15 protein-coding genes and 1 other RNA gene are annotated in these 17260 nt (G+C 65.7%); 9 read left to right on the forward strand and 7 right to left on the reverse strand.

The genetic code is table 11. From position 1 onward, the window contains the following. Nucleotides 1-159: 159 nt before the first annotated feature. The 4 genes from rho to FOC67_RS27720 all read left to right on the forward strand — a co-directional run bounded on the left by rho (nucleotide 160) and on the right by FOC67_RS27720 (nucleotide 5990). A complete protein-coding gene (rho, locus tag FOC67_RS27705; RefSeq protein WP_003096334.1) occupies nucleotides 160-1419 on the forward strand; it encodes a transcription termination factor Rho in 1260 nt (419 codons plus the stop codon). A gap of 69 nt (nucleotides 1420-1488) precedes the next feature. Further along, nucleotides 1489-3477 (forward strand): acyltransferase family protein, encoded by a 1989-nt coding sequence (locus FOC67_RS27710; RefSeq protein ID WP_009314487.1) that lies wholly within the window; start codon nucleotides 1489-1491, stop codon nucleotides 3475-3477. A gap of 78 nt (nucleotides 3478-3555) precedes the next feature. Then, nucleotides 3556-5022 carry a 4-hydroxy-3-polyprenylbenzoate decarboxylase gene (ubiD, locus tag FOC67_RS27715; RefSeq protein WP_003096332.1) on the forward strand — a complete coding sequence of 489 codons (1467 nt, stop codon included), beginning with the start codon at nucleotides 3556-3558 and terminating at the stop codon, nucleotides 5020-5022. Continuing rightward, entirely contained in the window at nucleotides 5022-5990 is a 969-nt protein-coding gene (locus FOC67_RS27720; protein ID WP_003096331.1) for a CDP-6-deoxy-delta-3,4-glucoseen reductase, read from the forward strand. The genes ubiD and FOC67_RS27720 overlap by 1 nt, the downstream gene beginning before the upstream one ends. Before the next feature lie 36 nt (nucleotides 5991-6026). Here the strand turns inward: FOC67_RS27720 and glpT are convergent, their stop codons facing one another. Together glpT and FOC67_RS27730 are read right to left on the reverse strand one after the other, a co-directional pair. After that, a complete protein-coding gene (glpT, locus tag FOC67_RS27725; protein ID WP_003096330.1) occupies nucleotides 6027-7373 on the reverse strand; it encodes a glycerol-3-phosphate transporter in 1347 nt (448 codons plus the stop codon). Nucleotides 7374-7622: 249 nt separating this feature from the next. After that, nucleotides 7623-8600, reverse strand: a complete 978-nt coding sequence (locus FOC67_RS27730) for an NADPH:quinone oxidoreductase family protein (RefSeq protein WP_009314486.1) — start codon at nucleotides 8598-8600, stop codon at nucleotides 7623-7625. A 154-nt stretch (nucleotides 8601-8754) separates the two neighbouring features. On the opposite strand from FOC67_RS27730, the gene FOC67_RS27735 reads away from it, so the two are divergent. From FOC67_RS27735 to FOC67_RS27750, 4 genes are all read left to right on the forward strand, one after another. Then, on the forward strand, nucleotides 8755-9174 hold the full coding sequence (locus tag FOC67_RS27735; protein WP_003096328.1) for a flagellar basal body-associated protein FliL: 420 nt from the start codon (nucleotides 8755-8757) through the stop codon (nucleotides 9172-9174). A gap of 206 nt (nucleotides 9175-9380) precedes the next feature. After that, nucleotides 9381-10454, forward strand: coding sequence for an HlyD family secretion protein (locus FOC67_RS27740; protein WP_003099200.1), 1074 nt, complete (start codon nucleotides 9381-9383; stop codon nucleotides 10452-10454). Beyond that, complete coding sequence (gene rbbA, locus FOC67_RS27745; RefSeq protein WP_009314485.1) at nucleotides 10451-13201, forward strand: ribosome-associated ATPase/putative transporter RbbA; 2751 nt, start codon at nucleotides 10451-10453, stop codon at nucleotides 13199-13201. The genes FOC67_RS27740 and rbbA overlap by 4 nt, the downstream gene beginning before the upstream one ends. Nucleotides 13202-13204: 3 nt before the next feature. Then, nucleotides 13205-14329 carry an ABC transporter permease gene (locus FOC67_RS27750; protein WP_003110669.1) on the forward strand — a complete coding sequence of 375 codons (1125 nt, stop codon included), beginning with the start codon at nucleotides 13205-13207 and terminating at the stop codon, nucleotides 14327-14329. A gap of 9 nt (nucleotides 14330-14338) precedes the next feature. Here the strand turns inward: FOC67_RS27750 and FOC67_RS27755 are convergent, their stop codons facing one another. The 5 genes from FOC67_RS27755 to FOC67_RS27775 form a co-directional block, all read right to left on the reverse strand. Beyond that, complete coding sequence (locus FOC67_RS27755) at nucleotides 14339-14797, reverse strand: EVE domain-containing protein (protein WP_003096326.1); 459 nt, start codon at nucleotides 14795-14797, stop codon at nucleotides 14339-14341. Nucleotides 14798-15163: 366 nt separating this feature from the next. Beyond that, on the reverse strand, nucleotides 15164-15775 hold the full coding sequence (locus tag FOC67_RS27760) for a 5-formyltetrahydrofolate cyclo-ligase (RefSeq protein ID WP_003096321.1): 612 nt from the start codon (nucleotides 15773-15775) through the stop codon (nucleotides 15164-15166). 9 nt (nucleotides 15776-15784) lie between these two features. Beyond that, a non-coding RNA gene (gene ssrS, locus FOC67_RS27765) (6S RNA) lies at nucleotides 15785-15963 on the reverse strand. Nucleotides 15964-15996: 33 nt separating this feature from the next. Further along, entirely contained in the window at nucleotides 15997-16311 is a 315-nt protein-coding gene (locus FOC67_RS27770; RefSeq protein WP_003096316.1) for a cell division protein ZapA, read from the reverse strand. Further along, nucleotides 16308-16517 (reverse strand): TIGR02449 family protein, encoded by a 210-nt coding sequence (locus FOC67_RS27775; RefSeq protein WP_003096314.1) that lies wholly within the window; start codon nucleotides 16515-16517, stop codon nucleotides 16308-16310. Before FOC67_RS27775 ends, FOC67_RS27770 begins: the two co-directional genes overlap by 4 nt. A gap of 188 nt (nucleotides 16518-16705) precedes the next feature. On the opposite strand from FOC67_RS27775, the gene FOC67_RS27780 reads away from it, so the two are divergent. Next, nucleotides 16706-17260: a YecA family protein gene (locus FOC67_RS27780; protein WP_003099193.1), complete on the forward strand. Its 555-nt coding sequence runs from the start codon at nucleotides 16706-16708 to the stop codon at nucleotides 17258-17260.

Genomic DNA, 17260 nt, shown 5'->3' on the forward strand with positions numbered 1-17260 from the left:
AATTCGGGTTCGCGACGTTTTTTCCGTCGCCTTCTGCATGCCGTCCCGGACGCACTTCCTACTCGAACTTTCTAGCGCTCCTGTCGCCCCCTTGCGACACGGCTTTCCCAAGCTCGACGCTTTCTCCAATTCCTCTTTCTGCGTACCTATCTCTTTCCTATGAATCTGACCGAACTCAAGCAAAAGCCGATTGCCGAACTGCTGGAAATGTCCGATGCCATGGGCCTGGAAAACATGGCCCGTTCGCGCAAGCAGGACATCATCTTCGCCCTGCTGAAGAAGCACGCGAAAAGTGGTGAAGAGATCTCCGGCGATGGCGTGCTGGAGATTCTTCAGGACGGCTTCGGCTTCCTGCGCTCCGCCGACTCTTCCTACCTGGCCGGCCCCGACGACATCTATGTCTCGCCGAGCCAGATCCGGCGCTTCAACCTGCGCACGGGCGACACCATCATCGGCAAGATCCGGCCGCCGAAAGAGGGCGAACGCTACTTCGCCCTGCTCAAGGTCGACTCGATCAACTTCGATCGTCCGGAGAATGCGAAGAACAAGATTCTCTTCGAGAACCTGACGCCGCTGTTCCCCAACGAGCGGATGAAGATGGAAGCCGGCAACGGCTCCACCGAAGACCTGACCGGCCGCGTCATCGACCTCTGCGCGCCGATCGGCAAGGGCCAGCGCGGCCTGATCGTGGCGCCGCCGAAGGCGGGCAAGACCATCATGCTGCAGAACATCGCCAGCAACATCACCCGCAACAACCCCGAATGCCACCTGATCGTCCTGCTGATCGACGAGCGCCCTGAGGAAGTGACCGAAATGCAGCGCACCGTGCGCGGCGAAGTGGTCGCCTCGACCTTTGACGAACCGCCGACCCGTCACGTACAGGTCGCCGAGATGGTGATCGAGAAGGCCAAGCGCCTGGTCGAGCACAAGAAGGACGTGGTCATCCTGCTCGACTCCATCACCCGTCTGGCGCGGGCCTACAACACCGTGATCCCCAGCTCCGGCAAGGTGCTCACCGGCGGTGTCGACGCCCATGCCCTGGAGAAGCCGAAGCGCTTCTTCGGCGCCGCGCGGAACATCGAAGAGGGCGGTTCTCTTACGATTCTCGCCACGGCGTTGGTGGAAACCGGCTCGAAGATGGACGAGGTGATCTACGAGGAATTCAAGGGTACCGGCAACATGGAACTCCCATTGGATCGCAAGATCGCCGAGAAGCGCGTGTTCCCGGCCATCAACATCAACCGTTCGGGTACCCGCCGCGAAGAGCTGCTGACCAGCGAGGACGAGCTCCAGCGCATGTGGATCCTGCGCAAGATCCTGCACCCGATGGACGAGATCTCCGCGATCGAATTCCTCATCGACAAGCTCAAGCAGACCAAGACCAACGATGAGTTCTTCGATTCGATGAAACGAAAGTAGTCTTCGAGAGTACCAAACAAAGGCGCTCCGGTTGACCGGGGCGCCTTTTGCATATCTGGAGGGACGTGGATGTCGAGCCTGGCCTATCGAAGGGACATCGATGGTTTGCGAGCGTTGGCCATTCTGCCGGTGGTGTTCTACCACCTTGGCTTGGGGGGCATCACCGGCGGCTATGTGGGCGTCGATGTTTTCCTGGTCATTTCCGGCTACCTGATCACTTCGATCATCCGGCGCGAGCAGCAGGCCGGACGTTTCAGCTTCGTCGACTTCTGGGCGGGCCGGGCACGCCGCATTCTCCCCGCGCTGTTCGTGATGATGGCGGCGAGCCTGGTGATCGGCTGGTTCCTCATGGCGCCGCGCGACTACGAAGAGTTAGGGCGTTCGGTTCGCTACCAGACGATGTTCGCCTCGAACATCCTGTTCTGGAAGCAGGATGGCTATTTCGACGCCGCGTCCGAATTCAAGCCGCTATTGCATACCTGGTCGTTGTCGGTGGAAGAGCAGTTCTACATTCTCTTCCCGCTACTGCTGGCCGCGATCTCCGGGCGACTGCTGCGCTGGCGGCTCGCCATCCTCCTCGCGGTCCTGGCGCTATCGCTGGCGGCCAGCGTCTGGGCGGTGAGCCAGCGACCTGGCAGTGCATTCTTCCTCCTGCCGATGCGCGCCTGGGAACTCCTGGCGGGTGCCGCGCTGGCGTTGCTGCCGGGCGCTAGCCGCGGTCATTCGCAATGGTCCCTGCAACTGGCGGCCACCCTCGGCATAGCGGCGATTCTCCTGCCGGTGTTCTTCTACGACAGCGACACTCCTTTCCCCGGCCTCGCGGCGCTGCCGGCGGTGCTTGGCACCGCCCTGCTGATCTGGGCCAACGGCGCCGGCGACACCTGGGTTCGCCGCCTGCTGGGCTGGCAACCGCTGGTCTGGTTCGGTCTGATCTCCTATTCGCTGTACCTCTGGCACTGGCCGCTGTACGTCTTCGTCCAGTACCACGCACTGGAAACCCTGGGCCTGCCGGCACGCCTGGGGTTGCTGGCGGCGAGCATCGGCCTGGCGGCACTGTCGCTGTACTACGTCGAGGCACCGTTCCGCGAGCGCAAGCTGTTCGCCGGGCGCCAGCAGATGCTTGGCGCGGCGCTGTGCAGCTTGCTGCTGCTGGGAGTCGTCGGCCAGTTGGTGCGGCATTACGACGGCGTGCCGTCGCGTCTTTCCGAGGAAGCCTTGCGTTATGCCAAGGCGTCCAAATGGCGCGATGGGCAGACCGACTGCATGTTCGACAAGAAGGCGCTCAGTCAGGAAAGCATCTGCCGCTTCCCGGCGGAACTGGCTGCCGAACGACCGCTGCTGGTCAGTTGGGGCGACAGCCATTCCGCGGCGTTGAGCCCGCTGCTGCGCGAACTGGCTGCCAGTCGCCGGGTGCCGATCTGGCAGGCTTCGCTGGCGGGCTGTCCGCCGTTGCTGGGGATGCTGGAAAAGGACAATTGCCTGCGTTTCAACCAGCAGATGCTCGAGTTCGTCGAACAGCAGCGGCCGGGCGGGGTGATCCTCGCCGGACGCTGGGACATGTATGTCTACGGCGACTCGCAGGACGGCACCCGCAACATTCTCCGCGAGCCGGACGACACGCCGGACAGCTCGATCGCCGAGGCGCTGCTGCGGCAACGCCTGAGCGGGATGATCGAAAGGCTGAACGCGGCCGACGTACATGTCTGGCTGGTCAAGGACGTACCGCTGCTGCCATTCAAGGCACCGGCGCGGCTGGTGCGGCTGAGTCTGAGCGGGGAGGATGTCGGGCGCGCACGTTTTCCCTTCGCTGAGCACGCTGCGCGCGTCGCCTACGTGAATGCGCTGTTCGATGCGTTGGCCGAAGGCAACCCGCGGGTGAGCGTGCTCGACCCCTCCAGCGTGCTCTGCGATGGCCTGGATTGTTTCGCCGAACGTGATGGCTGGTCGCTGTACATGGATAACAACCACCTTTCGACCCAGGGGGCCCATGAACTCGGGCCTTTGTTCGAGCCGATGCTACAGAGCCTCGACGACTCGAGGATCGCCAGCCAGCAGTGACCGAATGCCGCGTTTGCCTGCTGCCGGATGGGCCGGGAGCAGGTAGGATGTGGGGTCTTGCAGTGAATGGTTAGGCCAATGACGTTCAAGGATCTCCGCGATTTCATCGCCCAGCTGGAGCAGCGCGGTGCGTTGAAGCGCATCCAGGTGCCGATTTCCCCCGTGCTCGAGATGACCGAGGTGTGCGACCGCACGTTGCGCGCCAAGGGCCCGGCATTGCTGTTCGAAAAGCCGACCGGCTTCGACATGCCGGTGCTCGGCAACCTGTTCGGTACGCCGGAGCGCGTGGCGCTGGGCATGGGCGCCGAGGACGTCGGCGCGCTGCGCGAGATCGGCAAGTTGCTGGCGCAACTCAAGGAGCCCGAGCCGCCGAAGGGCCTCAAGGACGCCTGGGCCAAGCTGCCGATGTACAGGAAGGTCCTGTCCATGGCGCCGAAGGTGCTCAAGGACGCCCCCTGCCAGGAAGTGGTCGAGGAGGGCGAGGACGTCGACCTCGGCCGGCTACCGGTCCAGACCTGCTGGCCGGGCGATGTCGGGCCGCTGATCACCTGGGGCCTGACCGTTACCCGCGGGCCGAACAAGGAACGGCAGAACCTGGGCATCTACCGCCAGCAGGTGATCGGCCGCAACAAGGTGATCATGCGCTGGCTCAGCCATCGCGGCGGCGCACTGGACTACCGCGAGTGGTGCCAGAAGCATCCGGGCCAGCCCTATCCGGTAGCCGTGGCGCTGGGCGCCGATCCGGCGACCATCCTCGGTGCGGTGACGCCGGTGCCGGACACCCTTTCCGAATACGCTTTCGCCGGCCTGTTGCGCGGGCATCGTACCGAGCTGGTCAAGTGTCGCGGTAGCGACTTGCAGGTGCCGGCCAGCGCCGAGATCGTCCTCGAAGGGGTGATCCACCCCGGCGAGATGGCCGACGAAGGTCCCTATGGCGATCACACCGGCTACTACAACGAGGTCGATCGCTTCCCGGTGTTCACCGTCGAGCGCGTCACCCGCCGGCAGAAACCGATCTACCACAGCACCTACACCGGGCGTCCGCCGGACGAGCCGGCGATCCTCGGGGTGGCACTGAACGAAGTGTTCGTGCCGATCCTGCAGAAGCAGTTCCCGGAAATCGTCGATTTCTACCTGCCGCCGGAAGGTTGTTCCTACCGGATGGCGGTGGTGACCATGAAGAAGCAGTACCCAGGGCACGCCAAGCGCGTGATGCTCGGGGTCTGGTCGTTCCTGCGGCAGTTCATGTACACCAAGTTCGTCATCGTCACCGACGATGACATCGATGCGCGCGACTGGAACGATGTGATCTGGGCCATCACCACGCGGATGGACCCCAAGCGCGACACGGTGATGATCGACAACACGCCCATCGACTACCTCGACTTCGCCTCGCCGGTCTCCGGCCTCGGCTCGAAGATGGGGCTTGATGCCACCCACAAGTGGCCGGGCGAGACCAGCCGCGAATGGGGGCGCGCCATCGTCAAGGACGAAGCGGTGACACGGCGCATCGACGCGCTCTGGTCGAGCCTCGGGATCGACTGATGCGTATCGTCCTGCAACCGTCCGGCGCCTGCCTCGAGCTGCTGCCGGGGGAACGCATCCTCGATGGCGCCCGGCGGCTTGGCTACGACTGTCCGCAGAGCTGCCGCAACGGCAACTGCCATATCTGCGCGGCGCTGCTGGTGGAGGGGCGGGTACGCCAGAACGGCGAGGTACGCGATCATGGCGAACTCTTCACCTGCCTCGCCGAGCCGCTGGAAGACTGCGTGCTGCATTGGGACGGGGTGCTGGCGCCGGGTGAACTGCCTCTGCGCAAGCTGACCTGCCAGTTGAGCTTCTGCGAAGAGGTCGGCGGCGACGTCTACCGGGTCGGCCTGCGCGCGCCGGCCGGCAAGCCGCCACGCTATCACGCCGGGCAGTACCTGTTGCTGGAGCGTGACGGCGGCGACAGCGCGGCGTTTTCCCTGGCCTCCGCGCCGCATGCGGGACGCGACCTTGAGTTGCACATCCTGGCCAAGGAAGACAGTGCCGTCGCGCTGATCGCGCAGTTGCAGCGCGAGCGCCTGGCACGGATCCAGCTGCCGTTCGGCGACGCGCACCTGGCGGAACTGCCCGACGGTCCGCTGGTGCTGATCGCCGCGGGAACCGGCATGTCGCAGATGCACAGCCTGATCGAGCACTGCCGCGCCGCCGGCTTCGCCCATCCTGTACATCTCTACTGGGGCGTTCGGCGTCCGGAGGATTTCTACCGACTGCCGCACTGGACGGAGTGGGAAGGCCTGCCGAACCTGTTCCTGCACCGGGTGGTCAGCGACCTCTGTGGCTGGGAGGGGCGTTGCGGCTTGCTGCATGAGGCGGTGCGCGAGGATTTCGCCGACCTGTCGAGCCTGCATGTATACGCCAGCGGCTCGCCGGCGATGGTCTACGCGACCCTGGATGCCCTGGTCGAAGCAGGGATGGACGCGCACCAGATGCGCGCCGACGTGTTCGCCTACGCGCCGCGGGACTGAACGCGGCTCCGGCCTGGCGCCGGAGCCGCCGCGTCATCAGCCGGCTTGCTGCGGCGCGGCCTGGACCGCGGGTTTGCGCAGGGTCAGGCAGAGGAACAGGATGGCCAGCAGGCAGGCGCCGATCAGCAGCTTGAAGCCACCGTCCCAGCCGAAGTGGTCCACCGTGTAGCCGACCAGGGCGTTGGCTGCCACCGAGCCGCCGAGGTAGCCGAACAGACCGGTGAAGCCGGCGGCGGTGCCGGCCGCTTTCTTCGGCGCCAGCTCCAGGGCCTGCAAGCCGATCAGCATCACCGGGCCGTAGATCAGGAAGCCGATCATGATCAGCGCGGCCATGTCGATCGCCGGGTTGCCGGCCGGGTTCAGCCAGTAGATCAGGGTGCCGACGGTCACCAGGATCATGAACACCACGCCGGTGGCGCCGCGATTGCCCTTGAACAGCTTGTCCGACAGCCAGCCGCAGAGCAGGGTGCCGGGAATCCCCGCCCATTCGTAGAAGAAGTACGCCCAGGACGACTTGTCGACGTTGAAGTGCTTGGCCTCCTTGAGGTAGGTCGGCGCCCAGTCGAGCACACCGTAGCGCAGCAGGTAGACGAACACGTTGGCCAGGGCGATGTACCAGAGCAGCTTGTTGCGCAGCACGTAGGTGACGAAGATCTCCTTGGTCGACAGCTCGCGCTCGTGGTGTTCGTCGTAGCCTTCGGGGTAGTCGTCCTTGTGCTTCTCGATCGGCGGCAGGCCGCAGGATTGCGGGGTGTCGCGCATGGCGAAATAGGCGAACACGGCTACGCCCACGGCGACGATGGCCGGCACGTAGAAGGCCGAGCGCCAGTCGCCGAACAGCGCCAGGCCGAGCAGGAACAGCGGGCCGATCAGGCCGCCGCCGACATTGTGGGCGACGTTCCACACCGAGACCACGCTGCCGCGCTCCTTCTGCGACCACCAGTGGACCATGGTCCGTCCGCTCGGCGGCCAGCCCATGCCTTGGGCCCAGCCGTTGATGAAGAGCAGGACGAACATGATGGCGACGCTGGAGGTAGCCCAGTGCGCGAATCCGAAAATGAACATCACCGCCGCCGACACCAACAGGCCGAACGGCAGGAAGACCCGTGGGTTGGAACGGTCCGAGACCAGGCCCATGATGAATTTCGACAGGCCGTAGGCGATGGCGATGGCCGACATCGCGACGCCCAGCTGGCCGCGACTGTAGCCGTCCTCGATGAGGTAGGGCATGGCCAGGGAGAAGTTCTTGCGCAGCAGGTAGTAACCCGCGTAGCCGATGAAGATACCGGCGAAGATCTGCCAGCGCAGGCGCCGGTAGGTGCTGTCCACCTCGGCATCGGGCAGTGGCGCCTGGTGTGGCGCGGGACGAAAGATTCCGAACATCGCGAGCTCCGCTTGTTGTTGTGTCGCGCCTTTTTACGCGGTTGCGAACACTACATTTTTCGTAAATGAAAAAATAGCGGAAATGTTACAGGTTGAGTGCATTGGTCGGAAATAAGAAAGCCCCGGTCGGAAACCGGGGCCTTCATAGGGGAAAAACATCTGACAGCGTGGGCCTCGGCCGGTGTATCGCTCCGGCCCGCCATGCCTTTCTCCGCAGGGGCGGGAGGCAATACTCGCCGCCTTCGTGGCTCAGCGAACCTCCACCACCACCTTGCCGACCGCCTTGCGCTGGCCGAGGGCGTCGATGGCGTCACCGGCCCGTTCCAGCGGGAAGCGCTGCGACACCAGCGGTTTCAGCTTGCCTTCGGCGTGCCAGGCGAACAGCTGGCGGAAGTTGTCAGCGTTGTCCTGCGGCTGGCGTTGGGCGAACGATCCCCAGAACACGCCGACCAGCGAGGCGCCCTTGAGCAGGGTCAGGTTGGCCGGCAGCGAAGGGATGCTGCCGCTGGCGAAGCCGACCACCAGCATCCGTCCGTTCCAGGCGATGCTGCGGAAGGCCTCCTCGAACAGTTCGCCGCCCACCGGATCGTAGATCACATCGACGCCCTGGCCGCCGGTCAAGGCCTTGAGCTGCTCGCGCAGGCTACCTTCGCTGTAGTTGATCAGTTCGTCGGCGCCGGCGGCCTTGGCCACGGCGAGCTTGTCGGGGGTACTGGCGGCAGCGATCACCCGGGCGCCCATGGCCTTGCCGATCTCCACGGCAGCCAGCCCGACCCCGCCGGAAGCGCCGAGTACCAGCAGGGTCTCGCCGGGTTGCAGGTTGGCGCGCTGTTTCAGGGCGTGCATCGAGGTGCCGTAGGTCATGCCGAAGGCGGCGGCGCTGGCGAAGTCCATGCCTTCGGGTATCGGCATCACGTTATAGCCGGGCACCTTGACCTGCTCGGCGAAGCTGCCCCAGCCGGTCAGGGCCATGACCCGTTCGCCGGGCCTGACGTGGGCGACCTTTTCGCCGACCGCGGCGACCACTCCGGCCGCCTCGCCGCCCGGGGAGAAGGGGAAGGGCGGCTTGAACTGGTACTTGCCCTCGATGATCAGGGTGTCTGGGAAGTTGACCCCGGCGGCGTGCACATCGAGGAGGATTTCGTTCTTCGCCGGGCTCGGGCTGGCGATTTCTTCCAGGACCAGGCTGCTGGCCGGGCCGAAGGCTTTGCAGAGGACGGCTTTCATCGGGGACGCTCCAGTTTGCGGTCCGGCCAGTGTAGGAGGGAGACGCTGGGGGTCAATCAGCATCGCCGCAACTGATGGTTGTCCATAAACCCCGGGCTTGGGCCCGGCCGAGAGTCTGGCTATGCTTGCCGGCATTCGTCGAGGAGATGCGCCCGTGAGAACCCCCATTGCCCTGTCGCTGGCCCTGTGCCTGAGTCTGTTCCCGTCGTTCGCCTCGGCCGAGGAGGCCGCGCCGGAAGGCGAGGGCGCGAACAAGCCGGTCTACGTCGACCTGACCCCGGCGCTGGTCGGCAACTACGGCAGCGGGCCGCGCCTGCAGTACTACAAGGCCGACATCGCCCTGCAGGTGGCCGACAAGGACGCGGCGACCAAGGTCGAGCATCACGAGCCCTTGATCCGCAACCAGTTGATCATGCTGTTCGCCCAGCAGACCGACCAGAGCCTGGGTACGGTCGAGGCCAAGGAAAGCCTGCGCCAGGAGGCGCTGAAGCAGGTCCAGCAGACCCTCGAGCAGGAAGAGGGCAAGCCGCTGGTGACCGACCTGCTGTTCAACAACCTCATCGTCCAGCCCTGAGGTCAACTATCCGTTCTGTCCCGCGCTCCCGGATGCGAGGCACCGGGGATTCTGCTTTCCTGTGAGGTTCGGTCGGGCGCGTCTGACGTGCATCAACACCCGCGCGCCGACCTGGAGGGACAATCGAGCCAGTGAAGTCCGCGGCGGCCGCGCTTTCCAGCGTGAGCGCCATCGCCGCGGCCTGGCCGGACGTGCGAGGAGAAGGGATGAAACAGGAAAGCAAACGGTGGCTGAGCCGTGCCTTGATCGTGGCGGCGCTGCTCGGCGTAGGCGTGCTGGTCTGGCAGGTATCGCGACCGACCGGCCTGGGCGAGGGATTCGCCAGCGGCAACGGACGCATCGAGGCCACCGAGGTGGACGTGGCGGCCAAGCTTCCCGGGCGGGTCGCCGAGATCAAGGTCGACGAGGGCGACTTCGTCAAGGCCGGCGAAATCGTCGCGCGGATGGATACCCAGGTGCTCGAGGCGCAGTTGGCCCAGGCCCAGGCCCAGGTGCGCCAGGCGGAGAACGCCAAGCTCACCGCGACCTCGCTGGTGGCCCAGCGCGAGAGCGAGAAGAGCACCGCCCAGGCCGTGGTGGCGCAGCGCCAGGCCGAGCTGACAGCGGCGCAGAAGCGCTTCACCCGTACCGAGGCGCTGGTCAAGCGCAATGCCCTGCCGCAACAGCAACTCGACGACGATCGGGCGACCCTGCAGAGCGCCCAGGCGGCGTTGTCCGCGGCACGCTCGCAAGTGATTTCGGCGCAGGCGGCGATCGAGGCCGGGCGTTCCCAGGTAATCGAGGCGCAGTCGGCCATCGAGGCGGCCAAGGCCAGCGTCGCCCGGCTCCAGGCGGATATCGACGATAGCCTTCTCAAGGCGCCGCGCAACGGCCGCGTGCAGTACCGCGTGGCACAGCCGGGGGAAGTGCTGCCGGCCGGTGGCAAGCTGCTCAACATGGTCGACCTGGCCGACGTCTACATGACTTTCTTCCTGCCATCCATGCAGGCCGGCAGGGTCGGACTGGGCCAGGAAGTGCGCTTGGTGATCGACGCGGTGCCGGACTACGTGATCCCGGCCAAGGTGTCCTATGTCGCCAGCGTCGCCCAGTTCACCCCGAAAACGGTGGAAACCGCCAACGAGCGGGAGAAGCTGATGTTCCGGGTCAAGGCGCGGCTCGATCCGGCGCTGCTGGAAAAATACATCACCTACGTCAAGACCGGCGTGCCCGGAATGGCCTACCTGCGACTGGACCCTGAGGTCGAGTGGCCGGCCAACCTGCAGATCAAGGTTCCGCAATGACCGCTGGCGGGAGCGGCGTGGCGAGCCTCCGGGGCGTTTCGCTGCGCTACGGCGAGACGCGCGCGGTGGACGACGTCAGCCTGGATATCCCGGCCAACCGCATGGTCGGCCTGATCGGTCCGGACGGGGTCGGCAAGTCCAGCCTGCTGGCGCTGTTGGCCGGCGCACGGAAGATGCAGGATGGCGAGATCCGCGTGCTCGATGGCGACATGCGCGACCGCCGCCACCGCCGGGCGGTCTGCCCGCGCATCGCCTACATGCCCCAGGGGTTGGGCAAGAACCTCTACCCGACGCTCTCGGTGTTCGAGAACGTCGACTTCTTCGGTCGGCTGTTCGGCCACGACAAGGCCGAGCGCGAGCGGCGCATCGCCGATCTGCTGCAAAGCACCGGGTTGGCGCCGTTCGCCGAGCGTCCTGCGGGCAAGCTGTCCGGCGGCATGAAGCAGAAGCTCGGGCTGTGCTGCGCGCTGATCCACGATCCCGACCTGCTGATCCTCGACGAGCCGACCACCGGCGTCGACCCGCTGTCGCGCAACCAGTTCTGGGAGCTGATCGGCCGTATCCGCGCGGGCCGCGAAGGCATGAGCGTGCTGGTCGCCACCGCCTACATGGAGGAAGCCGAGCGCTTCGACTGGCTGGTGGCGATGGACGATGGAAAGGTCCTGGCCACCGGTACGCCGCAGGAGTTGCGCGAGCGTACCGGGACGCAGAGCCTCGAGTCGGCGTTCATCGCCCTGCTGCCGGAAAGCAAGCGCGCCGGCCACCATCGATTGGTGATCCCGCCGCGACCGCAGAGCGAAGGCGCGCCGCGGATCGCCATCGAGGCCGAGGGCCTGACCTGTCGTTTCGGCGACTTCGTCGCGGTCGATCACGTCAGCTTCCGTATCGAGCGTGGGGAAATCTTCGGCTTCCTCGGCTCCAACGGCTGCGGCAAGTCCACCACCATGAAGATGCTCACCGGCCTGCTGCCGGCCAGCGAAGGCACGTGCGCGCTGTTCGGCCAGGCGGTGGACGCCAGCGACATGGCGACCCGTCGCCGGGTCGGCTACATGTCCCAGGCCTTTTCCCTGTATGCCGAGCTGAGCGTGCGGCAGAACCTGGTGCTGCACGCCCGGCTGTTCCACCTGCCGGCGGATGGTATCCCGGCACGGGTCGGCGAAATGCTCCGGCGCTTCGACCTGGAGAAGGTGGCCGACGAGCTGCCCGACGACCTGCCGCTGGGCATTCGCCAGCGTCTGTCGCTGGCGGTGGCGGTGATCCACAAGCCGGAGATCCTGATCCTCGACGAGCCCACTTCGGGGGTCGATCCGGTGGCTCGCGACGGCTTCTGGGAACTGATGGTCGAGCTGTCGCGCCGCGACGGGGTGACCATCTTCATTTCCACCCACTTCATGAACGAGGCCCAGCGCTGCGATCGCATCTCGCTGATGCATGCCGGCAAGGTACTGGCCAGCGATACTCCCGATGAGCTGGTGCGCCAGCGTGGCCTGCCGACCCTGGAAGCGACCTTCATCGCGTACCTGGAAGAAGCCGCCGGTGCCGCCGCGCCAGCGCAACCGGCCGAGGCGCCGGCCGTCGCGGAGCAGCCCGGCGATGGCCAGGGGCGCCAGGCGCAACGCCAACGCTTCAGCCCCCTGCGGCTGTTCAGCTATGCGCGCCGCGAAGCCATGGAACTGCGCCGCGACCCGATCCGCCTGACCCTGGCCCTGCTCGGCACCGCGCTGCTGATGTTCATCATCGGCTACGGCATCAACATGGACGTCGAGGACCTCTCCTGGGCGGTCCTCGACCGTGACCAGACCACCACCAGCCAGGCCTACGCGCTGAACATCGCCGGCTCGCGCTATTTCGTCGAACATGCGCCGATCACCGACCCGGACGACCTCGACCGGCGCCTGCGCAGCGGCGAGCTGAGCCTGGCGGTGGAGATCCCGCCGAACTTCGGGCGCGATCTCAAGCGTGGCTCCGATCCGGCCATCGGCGTGTGGATCGACGGAGCGATGCCGACCCGTGCCAACACCGTGCTCGGCTACGTGCAGGGCCTGCACACCAGCTACCTGGCGGACCTCTCGCGGCAGGTGGGTGGGGCCGAGGCCAGCGCGGCGGCCAGCACCGAGGTGCGCTATCGCTACAACCCCGACGTGGAAAGCCTGAAGGCGATGGTGCCGGCGGTGATCCCGCTGCTGCTGATCATGATCCCGGCCATGCTCACCGCCCTCGGCGTGGTGCGCGAAAAGGAACTGGGCTCGATCACCAACCTCTATGTCACCCCGGTGACGCGCCTGGAGTTCCTGGTCGGCAAGCAGTTGCCCTACGTCGCCATGGGCATGATCAACTTCCTGCTGATGCTGGTCCTGGCCATCGTGGTATTTCGCGTGCCGCTCAAGGGCAGCTTCCTGGCGTTGACCATCGGCGCTTTCCTCTATGTGGTCACCAGCACCGGCCTCGGGCTGTTCCTCTCGACGTTCATGCGCAGCCAGATCGCCGCTGTATTCGGCGTGGCGATCGCCACCATGATCCCGGCGATCCAGTTCTCCGGGCTGATCCACCCGGTGTCCTCGCTGGAAGGTGCGGCGGCCTGGATCGGCAAGCTCTATCCGACCTCGCATTTCCTGGTGGTCAGCCGCGGCGCCTTTTCCAAATCGCTGGGCCTGCCCGATCTCTGGGCCTACTACCTGCCGCTTGCCGCTTCCATCGTGGTGCTGACCCTGCTCAGCGTGGCCTGCCTGAAGAAGCAGGAGGACTGAGCGATGCGCAGCCTGGCCAACATCTTCAACCTGGGCATCAAGGAGTTCCGCAGCCTCGGCCGCGACTACGCGATGCTGGCACTGATCGTCTGGGCCTTCACCCTGGGCGTCTACAGTTCCGCTACCGGTATTCCGGAAACCTTGCATCACGCGCCGATCGCGGTGGTCGACGAGGACCGCTCGCAACTCTCGTCGCGTATCGTCAATGCCTTCCAGCCCCCGTACTTCCGGCCGCCGGAAATGATCGGGCATGCCGAGATGGATCGCGGCATGGACGTCGGCCTGTATACCTTCACCCTCGATATCCCGCCGGACTTCCAGCGCGACGTGCTGGCCGGGCGCAAGCCCTCGATCCAGGTCAACGTCGACGCGACCCAGACCGGGCAGGCGTTCTCCGGCGCGGGCTACATCCAGAACATCGTCGCCACCGAGGTGCGCGAGTTCGTCAGCCGCTACCGCGCGGAGCCGAGCATGCCGGCGCAGATCGAGGTGCGCATGGAGTTCAACCCGAACCTGACCCAGGCCTGGTTCGGCGGGGTGATGGAAGTGATCAACCAGATCACCATGCTGTCGATCATCCTCACCGGCGCCGCGCTGATCCGCGAGCGCGAGCACGGCACCGTCGAGCACCTGCTGGTGATGCCGCTGTCGGCCTTCGAGATCATGATGGCCAAGGTCTGGTCGATGGGGCTGGTGGTGCTGGTGGCGGCGGGGCTCTCGTTGCAGTGGGTGGTGCGTGGCTGGCTGGACGTGCCGATCAGCGGCTCGGTGGGGCTGTTCCTGCTCGGCGCCGGATTGCATCTGTTCGCCACCACCTCCATGGGCATATTCCTCGGCACGGTGGCGCGCTCGATGCCGCAGCTCGGGCTGCTGACCATCCTCGTGCTGTTGCCGCTGAACATCCTTTCGGGCGGCAGCACGCCACGGGAAAGCATGCCGGAACTGGTGCAGAACATCATGCTGGCGGCGCCGACCACGCATTTCGTCAGCCTGGCCCAGGCGATCCTGTTCCGCGGCGCCGGTTTCGACATCGTCTGGCCGCAGTTCGCCGGCATCGTGGCGATCGGTTCGGCGTTCTTCTTCGGCGCGCTCTGGCGTTTCCGCCGGACCATCTCGCAGATGGCCTGAGCGATGGCTTCAGCGTTTCGCCAGCGGCAGGATCGCCTGCCATTCCTCGGCGCTGACCGGCATCACCGAGAGACGGCTGCCCTTCTGCACCAGGGCGAGGTTGGCCAGGGCGTCCTGCGCCTTCAGCCGGGCCAGTGGAACGACCTCGGCGAAGGCTTCGACGAAGCTGACGTCGCGGGCGCTCCAGGGATTCTTCTCGGCGCTGGCCTTGGGGTCGTGGTAAGGGCTGGCGGGATCCAGGGCCGTGGGATCGGGATAGGCTTCGCCCTCGATGCGGGCGATACCGGCGATGCCGGGCTGCGGGCAACTGGAGTGGTAGAAGAAGAACAGGTCGCCGGGGTTCATGCTGCGGATGAAGTTGCGCGCCTGGTAGTTGCGAACGCCATCCCAGCGGGCGGTTCCGAGGCGCTGCAGGTCGCGGATCGAGAGTTCGTCCGGCTCGGATTTCATCAGCCAGTAGGCAGGCATGAACTTTGCTCCTCTTTCGTAGATGTACGTAGGAAACGTCTGCGCGTGACCACCGGTCGCCGGTGTAATTGCGTATGACTTCAGCTTATCGGAAAATGCCGTTTTTCAGCGGGGCAGGGTGCTCAGGCGATAAGATAATCGCAAGGACCGGCCTCGAAAATTGCCTGGAAGGGGGAGGCAATCGATGAAGCGCAAGCCAGACTTGCTGTGGGTTTTGGTCATCATCTTCGGACTTGGGGTCGTCACCACCGGTTATACCCAGAGCCTCTGGGAACGACAGGCCAGTACGCCCGCCCAGGTGACGCAACAGCCGTAAGACTCGCCGGGTATCGCATGGAACGCGGTACCCAGGGTTCTCCCTCCTTCCTAGCGTTTCCCTGCCACGTACCAGCCCGCATCGGTCACCGTTCCCGCCAGGGGAATGTCCCAGCTGGCCAGCGCCAGTCGATCCACCTTCTGACATTCATGGGCCAGGCCGATCAGCGTCGGTTTGTGACCATTTTTGCGCCTCGCCAGGTAGGCCAGGCTGCGGTCGTAGAAGCCGCCGCCCATGCCCAGGCGCCCGCCCTGTTCGTCGAACCCCACCAGCGGCAGCAGTACCAGGTCCAGCGCCCAGGCCTTGCGTTGGCGGCCGGCGTCGGCCAGCGGTTCGCTGATGCGGAAGCGGTTGCGGGTCCAGCGTTCGCCGCTGCCGACCCGCTGGAACACCATGCGCGTCCGCGGCCAGGGCGCCAGCACCGGCAGGTAGGTGGCCTTGCCGCGCTTCTGCGCCGCACGCAGCAGCGGACGCGGGTCGATCTCGCCGTCGTTGGGCAGGTACAGGGCGATATGGCGGGCACGGCGAAAAAGGGGATGCTGCGCCAGTTGTCGATAGAGGGCGCGGGCGGCGAGGCGTTGCTGCAGGGGGGAGAGCGCGCGGCGCGCCTGGCGGAGCTTGCGGCGCAGGGCCGGGCGGCTGAGGTCTTGCGATTCGATCATGTGGAAAGGTAGCTCCCCGGTCGTGCCGCTGTCGGGTTAGCCCTTGAACCCGAAAGTTCAAGGTGGCGGTTGCAGTAGACCTTAAGGCTTTCCGTCGTGCGGACATGCACACCGGTCCAACTGGCAACCTCCGTTGTTGCAGTTATCGGCTCAGGGACATCACCGACTGGCCAACACACCAGGGAGCGGAGGCCAGTATACCCGAATTGGCCGCGCCCGGGTCAGGCTTCGCCGGCATCGGCCGGATTCGCCAGGGCGCGGTCGACGCGATCGAGCAGTTCGCGCACGCGCTCGCGGGTCGAGCTGCTTTCCTGGTCCAGGCGCTCCTTGCGGTGCAGCAGGTCGTGGGTGATGTTGAGGGCGGCCATCACGGCAACCCGGTCGGCGCCGATGACTTTGCCGCTGGAGCGGATCTCGCGCATCTTGCCGTCCAGGTAACGGGCGGCGCTTTCCAGGTTGGCGCGCTCGTCGTCCGGGCAATTGATGCAGTATTCCTTGTCGAGAATCTGCACGGTGAGGGTATTCGACTGGCTCATGTGTCCTGCTCCAAGGCTTTCAGACGCAAAATCATCGCTTCGACCTTGTGTCTCGCCATTTCGTTCTTTTCGATCAGATGAGCGCGCTCTTCGCGCCAGGACTTTTCGTTCGCCCGCAGCAGCCGGTTCTCCGCCTTGAGCTGTTCCAGCTTCTGGAGCAGCTGGTCGAACTTGGCCGTCAACAATTGCAGATCGGCGTCTTCCATGGGCTCTCGCTTGGGAATTGGGGTGATTGGACAACTATATAGGATCGTCCCCGGTCGGGGCCAATGCCCCGGCCGGGCCGGCGCGCCGGCAACCGGTCGCATGGTCTTGCCGGGGCGGGCGGTGCTAGGATAACCATCTTCATTTCACGTGTAGCGCCCCAATGGCGCCCAGCCGTCAGGGTCCCGAGATGTCCACTCAGAATTCCGCCTACAGCGCCTTTTCCTCCCTTCTCGCCGAGGCGGCCATGCCGGTCTCGCCGGCCGAGCTGCACGGCCATCTGCTGGGTCGGGTCTGCGCCGGCGCCGGCTTCGACGAGGCCGCCTGGCAACACGCCGCCGCCGAACTGCTCGGCGGCGCGCCGGGCGAACGACTCAAGGCCGCGTTGTCCGGCCTGCTCGGCATGGTCCGGCAGGACTTTTCCGCCGGCGAGGTCGCCGTCGTCATGCTCCTGCCCGACGACGAAACCCCGCTCGCCCAGCGCACCGAGGCGCTCGGCCAATGGTGCCAGGGTTTCCTCGCCGGCTTCGGCCTCACCGCCCGCGAAGGCAGCCTGACCGGCGAGGCCGAGGAAGTGCTGCAGGACATGGCCGCCATCGCCCAGGTCCAGGGCCAGCTGGAAGACAGCGAGGACGGCGAGACGGACTATATGGAAGTCATGGAATACCTGCGGGTCGCTCCGTTGCTGCTGTTCGCCGAGTGCGGCAAGCCGCTGGAGCCCGCTCCCAAGCCTTCACTGCACTGA

Origin of the sequence: Pseudomonas sp. FDAARGOS_761, from assembly GCF_013343155.1 — a bacterium.
Taxonomy (GTDB): domain Bacteria; phylum Pseudomonadota; class Gammaproteobacteria; order Pseudomonadales; family Pseudomonadaceae; genus Pseudomonas; species Pseudomonas aeruginosa.

Bases quoted from the DNA above. Each gene is read 5' to 3' on its own strand.
- rho (WP_003096334.1), top strand. From the start codon at position 160: ATGAATCTGACCGAACTCAAGCAAAAGCCGATTGCCGAACTGCTGGAA.
- FOC67_RS27710 (WP_009314487.1), top strand. From the start codon at position 1,489: ATGTCGAGCCTGGCCTATCGAAGGGACATCGATGGTTTGCGAGCGTTG.
- ubiD (WP_003096332.1), top strand. From the start codon at position 3,556: ATGACGTTCAAGGATCTCCGCGATTTCATCGCCCAGCTGGAGCAGCGC.
- FOC67_RS27720 (WP_003096331.1), top strand. From the start codon at position 5,022: ATGCGTATCGTCCTGCAACCGTCCGGCGCCTGCCTCGAGCTGCTGCCG.
- glpT (WP_003096330.1), bottom strand. From the start codon at position 7,373: ATGTTCGGAATCTTTCGTCCCGCGCCACACCAGGCGCCACTGCCCGAT.
- FOC67_RS27730 (WP_009314486.1), bottom strand. From the start codon at position 8,600: ATGAAAGCCGTCCTCTGCAAAGCCTTCGGCCCGGCCAGCAGCCTGGTC.
- FOC67_RS27740 (WP_003099200.1), top strand. From the start codon at position 9,381: ATGAAACAGGAAAGCAAACGGTGGCTGAGCCGTGCCTTGATCGTGGCG.
- rbbA (WP_009314485.1), top strand. From the start codon at position 10,451: ATGACCGCTGGCGGGAGCGGCGTGGCGAGCCTCCGGGGCGTTTCGCTG.
- FOC67_RS27750 (WP_003110669.1), top strand. From the start codon at position 13,205: ATGCGCAGCCTGGCCAACATCTTCAACCTGGGCATCAAGGAGTTCCGC.
- FOC67_RS27755 (WP_003096326.1), bottom strand. From the start codon at position 14,797: ATGCCTGCCTACTGGCTGATGAAATCCGAGCCGGACGAACTCTCGATC.
- FOC67_RS27760 (WP_003096321.1), bottom strand. From the start codon at position 15,775: ATGATCGAATCGCAAGACCTCAGCCGCCCGGCCCTGCGCCGCAAGCTC.
- FOC67_RS27770 (WP_003096316.1), bottom strand. From the start codon at position 16,311: ATGAGCCAGTCGAATACCCTCACCGTGCAGATTCTCGACAAGGAATAC.
- FOC67_RS27775 (WP_003096314.1), bottom strand. From the start codon at position 16,517: ATGGAAGACGCCGATCTGCAATTGTTGACGGCCAAGTTCGACCAGCTG.
- FOC67_RS27780 (WP_003099193.1), top strand. From the start codon at position 16,706: ATGTCCACTCAGAATTCCGCCTACAGCGCCTTTTCCTCCCTTCTCGCC.